The organism is Pseudoxanthomonas japonensis, assembly GCF_043632995.1.
GTDB classification, from domain to species: Bacteria; Pseudomonadota; Gammaproteobacteria; order Xanthomonadales; family Xanthomonadaceae; genus Pseudoxanthomonas_A; species Pseudoxanthomonas_A japonensis.
The window spans coordinates 3,486,970-3,501,639 of record NZ_CP171632.1 but is presented as its reverse complement, the minus strand read 5'-3'; the positions used below and the strand labels follow the sequence as shown (position 1 = coordinate 3,501,639).

The following is a 14,670-nucleotide window of genomic DNA, read 5'->3' as shown; positions in this document are numbered from 1 at the left end:
GGAGCGACGTAAGTCGCGATGAACCACCGTCGGCCCGTCATCGCGACTTACATAGCTCCCACAACGCGTCAGGCGCCCGCGAAGGCTTGCCGGTACGCCTTCGCAGCAGCCACCGGGTCAGGCGCCTCGAATACGCCGCCGATCACGGCGACCAGGTCGGCGCCGGCGGCCACCAGCGGGCCCATATTGTCGGGCGTTATGCCGCCTATCGCCACCCGCGGGACCCCCAATACTGCTGCTGCGGCCAGCAGCGCCGGCGTCGCGCGCCGCGTGGTGACCTTGCTGGTGGTCGGGAAGAAGGCGCCGAAGGCCACGTAGCTGGCGCCCGCCGCCACCGCGCGTTCGGCCAGCGCGACGTCGTCGTAGCAGGAGGCACCCACAATGGCCTGCGGTCCCAGCAAGGCGCGCGCGGCGGCGATGTCACCGTCGTCTTCGCCGAGGTGAACACCCGCGGCACCCACGTCGGCGGCGAGGGCGGCATCGTCGTTGATGATCAGCGGTATACCGGCCTGCGTGCACAGTGCCTGCAAGGCCGCGGCCTGCGCATGGCGAAGACCGGCATCCGCGCCCTTCTGCCGGTACTGCAGCCAGGTGGCATGCGGCAGCACGGCCGCTACGCGAGCCAGCAGGCGCGTGGTACCCGGCTCTTCCGGCGTGATCAGGTACAGCCCGCGGGCAGGGCGGACGGACGGCGGCAGCGAGATCATCGATGAACTTCCGGTGCGCGGGCGGCGATGGGACAATGGCCGCTCCTTCCAGCCGGCATTATCCGATGACCGACGCCACCGACACCATGTTCCGCACCTGGATGTGCGTGGTCTGCGGTTTCATCTACGACGAGGCCGACGGGCTGCCGGAAGAGGGCATCGCCCCGGGCACGCGCTGGGAAGATATTCCGGATGACTGGACCTGCCCGGATTGTGGCGTGGGCAAGGACGATTTCGAGATGGTGGAGCTGGATTGAGCTGTGGTTGTGGGAGCGACGTAAGTCGCGATGGCGGTCCCGCAAGGCGTCATCGCGACTTACGTCGCTCCCACGGATGCAGATGCATGCCGCATCAATGCATCCGCGAGGTGCGCACGGCGTTGAGCTCCACCAGCTGCTCGCGCATCGCCGGGGCGTCGTTCGCTTCCGGCGACAGGTGCAGGTAGCGTGCCAGGTCGCGTTGCGCGCCGGCCTTGTAGTCCATCTTCAGGTAGGCCAGTCCGCGATCGCGCAGGGCATCGGGCTGGTCGGGCGTCAGCTTCAGCACGCGATCGGCGCTGCGCGCGGCGCGGTCCCATTCCTCGCGCTCGGCGTAGACGCCGTGCAGGTTGCGCAGCGTGCGCACCAGGATCGCGCGCGGCGAGGCGGGATTGAGGATGTGCAGCAGCGCCGCATCGTCCGGCATGTCGCCGCCGAGATGGGGCTTGGCGCGTTCGCGAAGCTCGTCCACACCCAGCGGACGACCACCGTTGAACGGATCCATCACCAGCAACCCGTCGTCCACCGGCAGCCGCACCAGGAAATGGCCGGGGAACGAAACGCCATCGAGTGGGACGCCGAGCCGGTGCGCGACTTCCATCTGCACCATCGCCAGCGACACCGGATTGCCCAGCCGGCGCTCGAATACCTGGTTGAGGTAGCTGTTGCGCGGGTCGTAGTACTCGTCGTGGTTGCCGGTGTAGCCGAGCTCGTCGAACAGGTGGCGGTTGATCGCGGCCATCTTCAGCGGCCACGGCTCGATGGTGCCGATCTCGTGCCGCAGGTGCTCGGCGTGGCTCTGGACCAGCGTGTCGTACAGGTCGGCGTCGAGGTCGGGGTATTCGTCGCGCGCAATCAGCAGCGCGGTTTCCAGCAGCGGTACGGTGTCGTCCGCCTGGCTGGCCAACGCATTCCATTCCGGCAATGTCAGTCGATCCCCCATGGCCACAGACTGCGGCCAATCGGCCGCACAATCAAGCCTCAGCGGACCGGCGGAATACCCTTGCCGAAGGTCATTTCCGCACCGTCCTGCAGCTTCAGCCGCTCGGCCTCGCCGGCATTGAGCTCCAGCACGTAACGGGCTGGCTGGTCGCTGGGATAGGACGGGCAGCGGTTGCCGCCGGAACAGGGCGGCACGTTGCGCTGCTGCGTCACCAGCTTGCGGTCGTTGTCGAAGTACAGGATGTCCAGCGGAATGCGGGTGTTCTTCATCCAGTACGCCTGCGGCTGCTCGTCCTCGTGGATGAAGAGCATGCCGGTGCCGGTCGCCAGTTCGTCGCGGAACATCAGCCCCCGCGCCCGCTCGGCGTCGTCGTCCGCGATCTCGACCTTGAACCGCTCACCGCCCACTTCGACCCAGGGACCGCCGTTGGCGCAGGCGCTGAGGAGGAGGGTGACGGCGAGGACGGACCATGTTGAAAGGCGCATGTCGGCATCCGGCATCGAAAGAACGCGTAGTGTAGCGCCGGGTTCCGCGGACGTGGCCGGGATCAGCCCGCTTCCAGCCGCGCAGCGATGCGTTCGGCCACTTGCCGGTTGTCGCGGTAGTACGCCGCGTTGTCCGCGAGCGCCTGCCAGCGACGCTGGTCCTCCACATGATGGCGCAACTGGCGGATCACACCGGGCATCAGCCGGCGTGTGCCGGCGCCCTCCGCGCGCTGCGCGAGCTGCAGCAGATCCAGCAACAGCAGGATGCCGTCGTGGTTGCGGTCGGCCTGGTGTCGCGCGGCGAGGAGCAGGCGATCCAGGCCGGTCGGCGTCAGGCGGGCAAGTCCGGGATCCGCCAGGCTGTGGCCCGGATCGACCTGCAGCAGATGCAGGGCGTCGTCGAGGGGTGCGCCGGACGATTCCCGCAGCGCGGGCTGCAGGTTCTGCGTCTCGTCGGGTGATGTAGGGGTATGGGTATCGCGGTCCTTCGATGTCATCGGAGTCGTCCTGTATCCGGGGATGGCATCGCGTGGATGAGCATCATCCCGCTCGTTCGCGCGATGCGCAGCCACTCTATGAACTCAAAAAGTGCGCGTCAATTAACTCTGATAGTGAATAAGTGTGACTTCACGCCGCTAACGTGGCCGCCATGGGCAACGAGCGCGAAAAATTCTCGCAACGGCTGGCGAATGCCATGCAGCAGGCGGGGTATGACGTGCGCCCGAAGGTGTTGTTCAACCTGTTCAACAGCCACTATCGAGGACGCTCGGTCACCTTCCAGACGACGTCGCGCTGGCTGGCGGGAAAGGCAATCCCGGCACAGGACAAGCTGCAGGTGATCGCCAGCGTGTTGGGTGTGGAACCCCATGCCCTTCGCTACGGCAGCTCTGCGAGATCGCGCGTGGCGGAGACGCAGGCCGTGTGGCCGGCGGGTGTGGGCAGCCGCGATCGCCACGTCATCGACGCCTTCCTGCGGCTGTCGCAGAGAAAGCGCGAGGTGGTCGGAGAACTCGTGAAGCTGCTCTCGAGCGAGGCGTAGGCGCGGGCTTCCGCCCGCGCACGGCCATCAGCGCAGCACGATGGGCGGTTCGCCGCCGACGATGACGATGTCCGCCGGACGGCGCGCGAACAGGCCGACGCTGACCACGCCCGGAATCTGGTTGATCTCGCGTTCCATCGCCACCGGATCGGTGATCGACAGGTTGTGGATGTCCAGCACGACGTTGCCGTTGTCGGTGGTCACGCCGTCGCGCCACACCGGCTGGCCGCCGGTCATCGCCAGAATCTCGCGCGCCACCAAGCTGCGCGCCATCGGGATGACCTCCACCGGCAGCGGGAACCTGCCGAGCACCGGCACCTGCTTGCTCGGGTCGACGATGCAGACGAACTGCTTGCTGGCCTCGGCGATGATCTTCTCGCGCGTCAGCGCGGCGCCGCCGCCCTTGATCAGGCGCTTGTGCGGATCGCACTCGTCGGCGCCGTCCACGTACAGCGACAACGTGCCGGTGTGGTTGAGGTCGAGCACCTCGATGCCGTGCTGCTTCAGGCGCGCCGTGCTCTGTTCCGAACTGGACACGGCGCCCTTGATGCGGTCCTTTATGCCGCCCAGCGCATCGATGAAGTAGGCCACGGTGGAGCCGGTGCCGACGCCGACGATCATGCCGTCCTCGACGAACTCGATGGCCTTTTCGCCGGCCAGGCGCTTTGCTTCGCTCATGGGGTCATCTCGATGGGGAAAAGCATCGCGCCCATGGGGCGCTCCTGCAGGCGTGCGAGTTATTCGAGCGAAAGAAGAAACTTCCATTGCGCAGCGGTCACCGGCAGCACCGACAGGCGGGTGCCGCGCTGGATCAGCGCGAAGCCCTCGCCCAGGTCGTCGGCATGCTGCTTGATCTCGTCCAGCGTGATGGTGCGCTTCAACTTGCGCTCGAACTTCACGTCCACCAGCGACCAGCGCGGTTCTTCGCGCGTGCTCTTGGGGTCGTAGTAGTCGGACTTCGGGTTGAACTGGGTATCGTCCGGATAGGCGGCGCTCGCCACGGTGGCGGTACCGACGATGCCCGGTTCCTTGCAGTTGGAGTGGTAGAACAGCACGCCGTCGCCGACCTGCATGGCGCGCATGAAATTGCGCGCCTGGTAGTTGCGCACGCCGTTCCACGGCTCGGTGCCGACCTTCTTCAGGTTGTCGATCGAGAAGGCGTCCGGCTCGGACTTCATCAGCCAGTAGTGCTTGCGGGTGGTCATGGCGGGGCGTCTGCCAGGGAAGGTGAAGGGAGCAGGGTGTCGCGCTCGGTACAGATCGCGTCCAGTGGCACGTCCCAGGGCTGGGCGCCCAGCGCGTCGATGCGCTGCGCTTCGAAACCGACCCCGACCAGCCATGGTGGAGCGGGACGCTGCAGGCGCGGCGCCAGTGTGCGGTCGTACCAGCCGCCCCCCATGCCGAGACGGTGCCCGGCGGCGTCGAAGCCCACCAGCGGCACCACGATCAGGGCCAGGTCGGAGGCAGGCAGGCCCGAGCGCGGATCCACGTCCGGTTCCGGGATGCCGTAGCGGTTGGTGACCAGCTCGTCGCCCGGGCGCCATGGCGCGAAGCGCAGCGTCCCGTCGTCCGACAGCACCGGCAGGCAGTAGACCAGGCCCGTCGGCAGCCGCAGTTGCCAGCTGTGCAGGCCGATCTCCCCATCCATCGCCCAGTAGCCGGCCACGTAGCCGGTGGCGGGGAAGAACGGCAGCGCGAACAGGCGCGTCGCCAGCGCATCCGCGCCGGCGATGCGCTCGGCGGCGGACAGGGCGCGCCTGCGCGCACGCAGCTCGCGCCGCAGCGCATCGCGCCCGGCGGTCATGGTGAACAGGGAGAAGGGAAAGGCATGCGCGAATTTTACGGCATGCGCACCGGGGTTGCCGGTGTGGGACCGCGGGAGCGGCGTCAGTCACGGCCCTGTGCGTCGGATCCCTCGTGCAGTCGGCTTCGTTTCGAAGTCATCCCGCTCAAGGGCGGGTGCAACAGGACCGGCCGGGTCGCGGCTGATGCCGCTGCCGCGGGAAAAATACGTCCTCCGCCATACACGATGTTCGCGAAACGACCTTGAACCCGGGGTTCAAGTGGGAAGGTTGGGCAACCATCGGGCTTTCCGCTGCGAGGCAGACCTGCACTCCCGGTTACGTCACCATCCCGTGGTCGTCATTAAGGGACAAGGCGAATGTTTGCGCTCACTGTCGAGTACAGCAGAGGACGCGAAGCCAGTATAGCGAGCGGAGATTTTTTGCCTAGCCCGTTCGTCGGCGGATTCAGTAGGCAGTCGGTGACATGTGCACGCCGTTACGGCGCGCGGAGTGCGCCATCGAGCTTGCGGTGCAGATCCTGCAGCGTGCGTTCGACCTCGCGGTTGCGCGCGTGCTGCTCGTCGCGCAGCTGCTGCAATTCGTGTGCCAGATTGAGCGCGGCCAGCACGGCGACGCGATCGACCGCGGCCATGCGGTTGCTGCCCCGCACATCGCGCATGCGACTGTCGAGCAGCTTGGCCGCGGCCATCAGGCTGGAGCGTTCTTCCGGCGCGACGCCGACGGTGTACTCGCGGTCCAGGATATGGACGCTGACCGGTTCGTTTGCGCTCATGTGTGCTGCTCCAGCGACTTGAGGCGGCTGATCATCGCTTCCACGCGCGAACGCGCCTGTTCGTTCTTGGCCAGCAACTGCGAGCGCTCGCCGACCAGATGCTCCTGCTGCTGGCGCAGGCTGCGGTTCTCGTCCGTCAGGCGCTGGCAGCGGTCGGCCAGGTCCTGGATGCGCGTACTGAGCGCGCGCAACTGGTCGAGGAGGTCGGCGGTGTCCATGGCGGCCACGATAGGCAGGTGGTTGGCGGCTGGTCAAGGGCGCCCGGGCACGTGAACGGCGTCAGGCGCAATCCCGGGACGTCGATCGCGACTGACGTCGCTCCCACAGGGCGTCAGGAGGCGACGCGCATCCCGGAGCCGGGGTAATAGTCCCTGATGAAGCGCAGGCACTGGTCGGCACCCAGCGCCTGCGAGACCCAGTGGCCCTGCACCTCGTCGCAGCCGTGGTTGCGCAGGAACTCGTACTGGTCCCAGGTCTCGACGCCCTCGGCCACCACTTTCAGCGCCAGCGACTGGCCCATCGTGATGATGGTGCTGGTGATCGCCTCGTCGTCGGTGTCGTGGGTCAGGTCGCTGATGAATTCGCGGTCGATCTTCAGCGTGGTCAATGGCAACCGCTTCAGGTACGCCAGCGACGAATAGCCGGTGCCGAAGTCGTCGATCGCCAGCGAGATGCCCAGCCGGCGGCAGGCACGCAGCGTGTCGGCGTTCTGCTCGGGACTGGCCATGACGACGCTCTCGGTCAGTTCCAGCTCCAGGCGGTTCGCGGGCACGCCGGTTTCCTGAAGTGTGCGGGCGACGACGGTCTGCAGGTCGCCGCGCTGCAACTGGGTGGCCGAGACGTTCACCGCCACGCTGAGCTCTTCCAGGCCTGCGTCATGCCACTCGCGCAACGTCATGCACGCATTGCGCAGCGCCCAGGCGCCGAGTTCGAGGATCATCCCCGACTCTTCGGCCAGCGGGATGAACTGCGCCGGCGAGACCATGCCGAATTCCTTGCTGTCCCAGCGCAACAATGCCTCCACGCCGGTGATCCGCTGGCGCGAGATCGACAGGCGCGGCTGGAACACCAGCGACAGTTCGTTGCGGTCGATCGCGCGGCGCAGCGCGCTGGCGAGGATCGCGCGATGGCGGTTCTTCTCGTCCATCGATTCCGAATACACCTCGTAGGTGTGCCGGCCCATCGCCTTGGCCTGGTACATCGCGGTGTCGGCGTGCTTCAGCAGTTCGGTCGGCACCTGCGCATGTTCGGGATACAGGCTGATGCCGATCGACGGCGAGACCGCCAGTTCCAGCCGCTCGCCGAAGTTCAGCGGCGCGTGGAAGGCGTTGATGATGCGCTGGGCCACCTCTTCGGCATCGGGCATACCGTTGATGTCCTCGAGCACCACGGTGAACTCGTCGCCGCTCAGGCGGGCCACCGTGTGCTGCGTGCCCACCGTCTGCTGCACGCGCGCGGCGGCCGAGCGCAGGATGCGGTCGCCGGTGGCGTGGCCGAGCGAATCGTTGATGTCCTTGAAGCGGTCCAGGTCGATGAACAGCACCGCGACGTGCCCGTGCTCGCGCCGCGCCCGCACGATGGCGCGCGACAGGCGCTCGGACAGCAGCGAGCGGTTGGGCAGGCTGGTCAGCGTGTCGTAGTTGGCCAGGTAGCGCAGTTCCTGCTCGGCGCGCTTCTGCTCGGTGATGTCGGTGAGTACCTGCACGTACAGGGGGCGCTCGCCGCTGGCGTCCGGCACCACGTTGGTCTCGATCCGGCAGAGGATTTCCTCGCCGTCCTTGCGCACCTTCCAGATCTCGCCGGACCAGCGCCCGGTGAGGCGCAGCTCGCGGTTCATGCGTTCGAAGAAGGCGTCCTCGTGCTGGTCGCTGTCCAGCATGGTCATCGGTTGCCCGATGATCTCCTCATCCGCGTAGCCGGTGATGCGGGTGAAGGCCGGATTGATGGTGATGAACTGGTGCGCCCAGTCCAGCACCGCCACCGCTTCGTTCATGCTGCGCATCACCTCGCCGGCGATGCGGTGCTCGTACTCGGCGTTGCGGCTGGCGGTGATGTCGCGGGCGGTGCCGGCGATGCGGATCGGCTGGCCGTCGGTGTCGCGCTCGACCACCCGGCCGCGGGCGCGCACCCACACCCACGTGCCGTTGCCCTGCATGTCCATGCGGTGCTCGGACATGAAGAGCGGCGCCTTGCCCTGCAGGTGCAGGCGCAGCCGCTCCTGCACCAGCAGCAGGTCTTCCTCGTGGATGGTCGGGACCTCGCCCTGGCGGGTGAGCACGGTGATGTCGGCGCTCTGCGTGGCGGTCTCGTCCGCGCGCATGCGGTACAGCCGGCGCTGCACCAGGTCGTAATCCCAGAACTGCTCGCCCGATGCCCACAGCGCCAGCTTCAGGCGCTCGTCGCGGTTGCGCAGGGATTCGCTGCGCAGCGGTTCGGCCGGTACCTGGCGGCTGTCGAGCCATGCCTGCCACCAGCGCCGCGTGCCGATCACGATCACGCCCACCAGCACCACGCCCGCCAGTCCCATGGCCAGCCGGGACGACAGCGGGGACGCCGTTGCCAGGATTGCAGCGACAGAAGAGGCGTGCATGGAGGAAGGACGGGCGCCCGGAGCGGAGGCAATACGCGAGTGTAGGCATGCGTACACATGCACAACAAGGAGGGAAACGGCTTTTCGTTGATACACTTGCGAGGTTGTCCGAAACCCCTGACGGATTGCGTTCTTCTATGCCCGACCTTCCCGATATCGCCGACGTGGCGGCCGCTTCCCGCCAGCTCGGCCTGGCCATGGACGCCCCGGAACTGCACGGCGCGCTGTGCGGCTGGCTGGCCGGCGGCGGCGCTGCCGACGACACCTGGCTGGCCCGCGCGCTGGCCGACGACCAGCTGCCCGCCCCCGCGGCAGGCAGTGCGCTGGACCAGCTGCGCCAGTGCGCCGTGGCCCAGTTGGAAGACCGCAGTTTCTCCTTCGACCTGTTGCTGCCCGCGGCGGACCGGCCGCTGGACGAGCGCGCCGAAGCGCTGTTCTCCTGGTGCCAGGGTTTCCTCGGCGCCTTCGGGCTGGCGGCGGGCGCGTCGCCGCCGCTGTCCGAGGAAGGACAGGAGGCACTGCAGGACCTGGCGCGCCTGGCGCAGGCCTCGGCCGAGAGCAGCGACGACGAGGAAGACGAGGATGCGCTGGCCGAACTGGAAGAGTTCGTCCGCGTCGCCGTCCTGCTGCTGCATGGCGATTGCGTGCTCGGGCCCCGGCATCGCCGGAGCCTGAACTGATGAAGGCGGTCGCCGGCATCGGCGCGGCGGAGTTCGCCCGCCGCCGCAAGCAGCTGATGCGGCTGGCCGGCAACGACGCGATCCTGGTGCTCCCTGCCGCCGCCGAGCGCGTGCGCAGCCACGACACGCACTACCCGTACCGGCAGGATTCGGATTTCTGGTATCTCAGCGGCTTTCCCGAGCCGGACGCGGTGCTGGTGCTGGTGCCGGGCCGCAAGCACGGCGAGACCATCCTGTTCTGCCGCGAACGCGACCCCGAGCGCGAAGGCTGGGACGGTCCGCGCGCGGGCCAGGACGGGGCGGTCAACGACTACGGGATGGACGATGCGTATCCCATCGATGACCTCGACGAGATCCTGCCCGGCCTGCTGGAAGGGCGTTCGCGCGTCTACTACCACTTCGGCCGCGACGCCGATTTCGACCTCAAGCTGATCGGCTGGGTGCGCCATGTGCGTGCGCACGTGAAGCAGGGCGCGCAGCCGCCGCACGAATTCCTCGAACTCGGCCACCTGCTGCACGATCTGCGCCTGTTCAAGTCGAAGGACGAGATCAAGCTGATGCAGCGCGCCGCCGACATCAGCGTCGAAGCGCACCGTGCGGCGATGCGTGCCGCGCGTCCCGGCATCCGCGAGTACGAACTGCAGGCCGATCTCGAGCGTGTGTTCCGCGCGAATGACGCCTGGCCGGCCTACAACAGCATCGTTGGCGCCGGCCGCAATGCCTGCGTGCTGCACTACCGCGCCAATACCGCGCAGGCGCGCGACGGCGAGCTGGTGCTGATCGATGCCGGCGCCGAATACCGCGGCTATGCCGCCGACATCACCCGCACCTTCCCGGTCAACGGCCGCTTCACCCCCGCGCAGCGCGCGCTGCACGACCTGGTCGGCGAGGCCCAGCGCGCCGCGCTGGACTGCGCGCGCGTCGGCGTGCCGTACGAAGCCGGCCACGTCGCGGCCGTCGAGACGTTGACCGAGGGCCTGCTCAGGCTCGGCCTGCTGAAGGGCAAGCTGGAAAAGCACCTGACCGAAGGTACGTACCGCCGCTTCTACCGCCACAAGACCGGCCATTGGCTGGGCCTGGACGTGCACGACGTGGGCGACTACCGCATCGAGGGCGAATCCCGCCTGCTGGAAGCCGGCATGGTGTTCACCATCGAGCCGGGCCTCTACGTCGGCCACGACGACACCACGGTCGATGCGAAGTGGCGGGGCATCGGCATCCGTATTGAGGACGACGTGCTGGTCACCGACGGCGATCCGCGCGTGCTCACCGATGCGCTGGCACGCAGCGCCGACGAGATCGAAGCGGCGATGGCGGGGTGAACCGGCGAGGCATCGTGCCTCGCGGTCAGAGCTCCGAGCTTAGCTTATGCACCTCGATGGTGCGCCGGCAGGGCAAAAAGCCTTGCGCGCAACCGGAAAAGCCTCGACGGCAAGGCAGATTGCTTCGTCGACTCACCTGAAAGCCTCGATGCCGAGGCGCATTCTCCTGTCGTCTCACCTTGAAGGGCGTGCGCTCAAGGCTTTCTGCCTTGCGGTCGAACCAGAAAGCCTTGCCCGCAAGGCTTTTTGCCTCGTCATCTCACCTCAACGCCTTGCGCGCGCACCATTCCGGGTTGAATTCTCACAGTAACGAGCGCTCGGGCAGGCGCGGCCGGTGGAAGGACGGGGTCGCGAGGCCTGGTGGCTCAGGTGGAAAGGCCGACGCGTGCCGCCACTACCTGGACGTCCCGTATCCACAGCCGTCGCCAGCGCGCGGTCTTCTCGTCAGGCGGGAGCGACTGCGGTGAAGCGGTCACCGGTGGCGCGAAGGTGTCGCGCGCCTGCAGGCAGGCGACGTTGACGGCCGCGAACCGCTGGTCGCCTTCTTCGAACAGCACGGCCACCAGCACGCCGCAGTCACCGCACAGCAGGAACTGCGCCGCCTGCGATCCCTGCCGGTAGCGGCGCAGGCGGTCCGGGCGATGCGTGTGGATGACAAGACCGGCCTCAGGATCGGAGATCCACGCTGCGCCATGCGCGCGGCAGAAGCTGCAGTCGCACGCGCGGGCCGCGGTGGTCGTCGGTACGAGGGCGGTGGAGAGCACGAGCGTGATCGCGCCGCAATGGCATCCGCCTTCGACCGTGGAGAACGGTGTCGTCACCGGCAACCAAGCCTTCCGTCTACCGCCAGGCCGACGGCGTTTCGTTGGTGACGGTCTCCGCGCGCGCCCGCGCTGCTTCCAGTGGCCGGATCTCCAGCGTCAGCCCGAAGGCGAGGCAGGGGTTCTGCGCGGCGATGCGTGCGGCCTCGTCCAGCGACCCGGCGACGATGAACCAGTAGCCGCCGACCAGTTCCTTCGCCTCGGCGAACGGGCCGTCGGTGATGCCGCTGCGCGACACCTGCCTGCCGCGATTCTCCAGGCGACTGCCGGGCTTGAGTACGCCATCGGCCAGTCCCTGTTCGTACCAGACATAGAAGCGGTCGATGGCGTCCTGCACGTCTTCCTTCGACGCGCTTTCGTCCCACTGGCCGCGGGAGATGAGGAGGTAGTCGGAGGTTGTCATCAGCGAATCTCGCAGACGGATGGCGGAAGGCGGCGTGCGTCAGAGGGTGCGGGCATGGCGCCATTCCCAGATCAGGCCGGTGGTCAGGCCTGTCGCACCCATGACCAGACCGATGACGGCGGCGATGCTCGATTCATTGCCGAGGATATACACCGCAAATCCGACCCCGATGCCTGCGAGCAGACAGACCCAGAAGCGCCAGGACAGGAACAGGTCCAGGAGGTCGAGCAGATCCAGAGCATCGAAGAGCGCCATGCGGGTGTCCGTCGGGTGCGGTGGGCGGATTATGCGGGTGCCAGCGCGCGCTGCAGCAGCAGGCCCCACAGGCCGAGCACGGCGAGGAAGTTCAGCGTGAACACCAGGCCGCGCAGGCGCACGTTCGTGGTCAGCACCTGCACGCCACTGTGCAGCACGCGGCCGGCGACGAAGAACCATGCGAGTGCAATCGCAGCGTGGCGGGTGCCGAGCAGCATCAGCACGACGCAGGCGACGTGGAAGAACAGCGGCCATTCGAACTGATTGGACAGGTTGGCGCTGATACGCGGTTCGACCGTCGCCCACGGGTTGCTGCCGTCCGCGCGACGGCCGATGCCCCAGATGGCGGGAGCACGCGCGATCGTCAGCAGGACATACAGCAACGCGGCGAGCGCGACATGCGTCGCCATGGGCAGCAGCAGGGCGGTATCCACGGGCGCGAGCGATGTTATGGCAGCGGCGGGTTGGCGAGGTACGCCGCGCCGAGCGCAGCGAACAGGCCAAGCAGGAGGAAGAAGCCGTAGCGCAGGCGGAACGGGATGTCTGGCCTGCCGTAGCACCGCTCGGCCTCGCGCCGATCCAGCCGCCAGCCGTGATTGCATTCGGGGCAGGCGAGTTGGTAGCGCCGGCCGTAGACGAAACCGAACAGCAGATCGAACTCGCCGTACTTGTAGGCCAGCTGCGGCTGGAAGTCGCGCTCCTCATCGCAGCGCGGACAGTGCTGCGGTTCCGGTTCACCCACCGGCACCACGCGTTCGCCCTGGCCGATCATGAACATCATGCGTGCCATCCCCTTGCGTGCATGTAGATGACGTATGGATGGATGGGATTCTGTGGCTGCACCGGAATGCCGTCAAACCATGGCGGTCCTGCGCGCGACCCAGCGTAGCCCGGGTAAGCGAAGCGCACCCGGGGCGCGTTGCACGGCACCGTTCCAGTTCCCGGGTGCGGCCGTTGGCCTTACCCGGGCTACGGTCTGATAGTTGGTTCGGGACATTTGGAATCCTTCCGCTTGTCGTTCTCCGGCCCATCTGGCCGCGCTGCCCAATATCTGTAAGGGATACCGATAGCGCTTCCACAAATGTGCTTCGCATCCGCCAGTTCGCCTACCAGCAAGCGTAGCCCGGGTAAGCGAAGCGCACCCGGGGCGTTTGGTACGGAACCACTCTGATTCCCGGGCGCGGCCTACGGCCGTACCCGGGCTACGCGGCCTCAGCCTGCTTCCGCGAACGCCGGCCGCGTCAGGTTGTCGGCATCGCCGTCGGTGCACAGCACTTCGTCCTCGATGCGGATGCCGCCGTACGGGCGGAACGCGTCGACGCGCGCCCAGTCGACGCTGCCGGCGTGGCCGTTCTTCTTCACCTCGTCCAGCAGCAGGTCGATGAAGTACAGGCCGGGTTCGATGGTCACCACCATGCCCGGCTCCAGCACACGCGTCATGCGCAGGTAGGGATGGCCGGCGGGGCGCTCGATGCGGCCGCCGCGGTCGCTGGCGGCGAAGCCGGCCACGTCGTGCACCTGCAGGCCGATCGGATGGCCCAGGCCGTGCGGGAAGAACGCCGCGCTGACGCCGGTGGCGACCGCCGCCTCCGGCGACACCGTGATCACGCCGAAGTCCTTCAGGATGCCCATCAGGGTGTGGTGCGCATCGACGTGCAGCTGCTTGTAGTCCACGTTCGCGCGCACACCGGCGCACATCCGTTGCTGCGCGGTGTCGACCGCATCGATCAATGCCTGGAACTCGCTGCCGGTGTCGTACGCATAGGTGCGGGTGATGTCGCTGGCGTAGCCGTGGAAACTGGCGCCGGCGTCGATCAGGAAACTGCGCAGCGGGTCGGGTGCGACGCGCTGCAGTTCCATGTAGTGCAGGATCGCCGCATGCTCGTTGAGACCGATGATGTTGCCGTAGGGCAGCTCGTTGGCGTCCTGGCCCACCGCGGTGCAGTAGGCCATGTGGATGCCGAACTCGCTCTCGCCGGCGCGGAACGCCGCTTCCGCTGCGCAGTGGCCGCGCACGGCCAGGCGCTGCGCCTGCCGCATCAGCGCGATCTCGTACGGCGTCTTGTACGAGCGCTGGTATTCCAGGTACTGGATCACCGGCTCGGGATTGTTCGGGGCGTAGTCGCCCAACGTGCTCTGGGGCTCGCCGAGAATCGCGCTGCGTGCGGCCGGCGGCAGCAGCGCGGCGGCGTCCTCCGGCTTGCGGATGATGTGGACATCGACGTGGTCCACCCACCAGCCGCTCGGCGCATCCGGCACGACATGCCAGTAGTCGAACGGCTGGTAGAAGATCACCTTCGGCCGCTGGCCGGGCGTGTAGACCAGCCAGCTGTAGGGCAGGCGCGTGAGCGGGAGCCACGCCTTGAACTGCGGATTCACCGCGTACGGATAATCGCGGTCGTCGAAGACCTGCCAGTGCTGCGTGCCGCTGGGCACCACCAGGTGGTCGAAACCGCCGCGCGCCAGCGCTTCGTCCGCACGCCGCTTCATCGTCGCCAGGTGGTCGGCGTACAGCGGGACGAGGTCGGTGTCGAAGGAGGCGGGTGCGTTCATGGCGGCGGCTCGTGCGAAAGAACCGCCATTTTGCCGCA

General features: G+C 67.5%; 20 protein-coding genes and 1 other RNA gene. 4 read left to right on the top strand and 17 right to left on the bottom strand.

Translation table 11 applies throughout. The features are described 5' to 3' along the window. Positions 1-68: 68 nt before the first annotated feature. Positions 69-707, bottom strand: a complete 639-nt coding sequence (gene thiE, locus ACGHX3_RS16420; RefSeq protein WP_394695600.1) for a thiamine phosphate synthase — start codon at positions 705-707, stop codon at positions 69-71. Positions 708-742: 35 nt separating this feature from the next. On the opposite strand from thiE, the gene ACGHX3_RS16415 reads away from it, so the two are divergent. Then, positions 743-964 (top strand): rubredoxin, encoded by a 222-nt coding sequence (locus ACGHX3_RS16415; protein ID WP_394695599.1) that lies wholly within the window; start codon positions 743-745, stop codon positions 962-964. A 94-nt stretch (positions 965-1,058) separates the two neighbouring features. On the opposite strand, the gene ACGHX3_RS16410 is transcribed toward ACGHX3_RS16415, so the two are convergent. The 3 genes from ACGHX3_RS16410 to ACGHX3_RS16400 all read right to left on the bottom strand — a co-directional run bounded on the left by ACGHX3_RS16410 (position 1,059) and on the right by ACGHX3_RS16400 (position 2,889). Beyond that, complete coding sequence (locus tag ACGHX3_RS16410) at positions 1,059-1,907, bottom strand: SirB1 family protein (protein ID WP_213605406.1); 849 nt, start codon at positions 1,905-1,907, stop codon at positions 1,059-1,061. Positions 1,908-1,945: 38 nt separating this feature from the next. After that, positions 1,946-2,392: a DUF192 domain-containing protein gene (locus tag ACGHX3_RS16405; RefSeq protein WP_162336735.1), complete on the bottom strand. Its 447-nt coding sequence runs from the start codon at positions 2,390-2,392 to the stop codon at positions 1,946-1,948. 62 nt (positions 2,393-2,454) lie between these two features. Next, positions 2,455-2,889, bottom strand: coding sequence for a hypothetical protein (locus ACGHX3_RS16400; RefSeq protein WP_394695598.1), 435 nt, complete (start codon positions 2,887-2,889; stop codon positions 2,455-2,457). Between the two features lie 152 nt (positions 2,890-3,041). Here ACGHX3_RS16400 and ACGHX3_RS16395 point away from each other — a divergent pair, with 152 nt between their 5' ends. Continuing rightward, positions 3,042-3,431 (top strand): hypothetical protein, encoded by a 390-nt coding sequence (locus ACGHX3_RS16395; RefSeq protein ID WP_394695597.1) that lies wholly within the window; start codon positions 3,042-3,044, stop codon positions 3,429-3,431. Positions 3,432-3,458: 27 nt separating this feature from the next. On the opposite strand, the gene rpiA is transcribed toward ACGHX3_RS16395, so the two are convergent. From rpiA to ACGHX3_RS16360, 7 genes are all read right to left on the bottom strand, one after another. Beyond that, entirely contained in the window at positions 3,459-4,109 is a 651-nt protein-coding gene (rpiA, locus tag ACGHX3_RS16390; RefSeq protein ID WP_394695596.1) for a ribose-5-phosphate isomerase RpiA, read from the bottom strand. 59 nt (positions 4,110-4,168) lie between these two features. Next, the gene (locus ACGHX3_RS16385) at positions 4,169-4,636 is read right to left on the bottom strand and encodes an EVE domain-containing protein (protein ID WP_162336739.1); all 468 of its coding nucleotides are present in this window, start codon (positions 4,634-4,636) and stop codon (positions 4,169-4,171) included. After that, entirely contained in the window at positions 4,633-5,235 is a 603-nt protein-coding gene (locus tag ACGHX3_RS16380) for a 5-formyltetrahydrofolate cyclo-ligase (RefSeq protein ID WP_394695595.1), read from the bottom strand. The genes ACGHX3_RS16385 and ACGHX3_RS16380 overlap by 4 nt, the downstream gene beginning before the upstream one ends. A gap of 206 nt (positions 5,236-5,441) precedes the next feature. After that, positions 5,442-5,627: non-coding RNA, 6S RNA (gene ssrS / locus ACGHX3_RS16375), on the bottom strand. A gap of 84 nt (positions 5,628-5,711) precedes the next feature. Beyond that, entirely contained in the window at positions 5,712-6,008 is a 297-nt protein-coding gene (locus tag ACGHX3_RS16370) for a cell division protein ZapA (protein ID WP_394695594.1), read from the bottom strand. Next, positions 6,005-6,226 carry a TIGR02449 family protein gene (locus tag ACGHX3_RS16365; protein WP_162336742.1) on the bottom strand — a complete coding sequence of 74 codons (222 nt, stop codon included), beginning with the start codon at positions 6,224-6,226 and terminating at the stop codon, positions 6,005-6,007. Before ACGHX3_RS16365 ends, ACGHX3_RS16370 begins: the two co-directional genes overlap by 4 nt. Positions 6,227-6,339: 113 nt before the next feature. Continuing rightward, positions 6,340-8,598, bottom strand: coding sequence for a putative bifunctional diguanylate cyclase/phosphodiesterase (locus tag ACGHX3_RS16360; RefSeq protein ID WP_394695593.1), 2,259 nt, complete (start codon positions 8,596-8,598; stop codon positions 6,340-6,342). Positions 8,599-8,735: 137 nt separating this feature from the next. Between ACGHX3_RS16360 and ACGHX3_RS16355 the strand changes: the two genes are divergently transcribed. Beyond that, positions 8,736-9,278 carry a UPF0149 family protein gene (locus ACGHX3_RS16355; RefSeq protein ID WP_162336743.1) on the top strand — a complete coding sequence of 181 codons (543 nt, stop codon included), beginning with the start codon at positions 8,736-8,738 and terminating at the stop codon, positions 9,276-9,278. Beyond that, positions 9,278-10,600, top strand: a complete 1,323-nt coding sequence (locus tag ACGHX3_RS16350) for an aminopeptidase P N-terminal domain-containing protein (RefSeq protein WP_394695592.1) — start codon at positions 9,278-9,280, stop codon at positions 10,598-10,600. The genes ACGHX3_RS16355 and ACGHX3_RS16350 overlap by 1 nt, the downstream gene beginning before the upstream one ends. A 365-nt stretch (positions 10,601-10,965) precedes the next feature. Here the strand turns inward: ACGHX3_RS16350 and ACGHX3_RS16345 are convergent, their stop codons facing one another. From ACGHX3_RS16345 to pepQ, 6 genes are all read right to left on the bottom strand, one after another. Then, entirely contained in the window at positions 10,966-11,421 is a 456-nt protein-coding gene (locus ACGHX3_RS16345) for a GFA family protein (protein ID WP_394695591.1), read from the bottom strand. 19 nt (positions 11,422-11,440) lie between these two features. Continuing rightward, positions 11,441-11,824 carry a YciI family protein gene (locus tag ACGHX3_RS16340; protein WP_394695590.1) on the bottom strand — a complete coding sequence of 128 codons (384 nt, stop codon included), beginning with the start codon at positions 11,822-11,824 and terminating at the stop codon, positions 11,441-11,443. A gap of 39 nt (positions 11,825-11,863) precedes the next feature. Then, the gene (locus ACGHX3_RS16335) at positions 11,864-12,079 is read right to left on the bottom strand and encodes a hypothetical protein (protein WP_162336747.1); all 216 of its coding nucleotides are present in this window, start codon (positions 12,077-12,079) and stop codon (positions 11,864-11,866) included. 29 nt (positions 12,080-12,108) lie between these two features. Next, positions 12,109-12,513 (bottom strand): MAPEG family protein, encoded by a 405-nt coding sequence (locus tag ACGHX3_RS16330; RefSeq protein ID WP_394695589.1) that lies wholly within the window; start codon positions 12,511-12,513, stop codon positions 12,109-12,111. Positions 12,514-12,527: 14 nt separating this feature from the next. Beyond that, positions 12,528-12,860, bottom strand: a complete 333-nt coding sequence (locus ACGHX3_RS16325; RefSeq protein ID WP_394695588.1) for a hypothetical protein — start codon at positions 12,858-12,860, stop codon at positions 12,528-12,530. Positions 12,861-13,291: 431 nt separating this feature from the next. Beyond that, a complete protein-coding gene (gene pepQ, locus ACGHX3_RS16320) occupies positions 13,292-14,632 on the bottom strand; it encodes a Xaa-Pro dipeptidase (RefSeq protein ID WP_213605290.1) in 1,341 nt (446 codons plus the stop codon). Between the last annotated feature and the right edge of the window lie 38 nt (positions 14,633-14,670).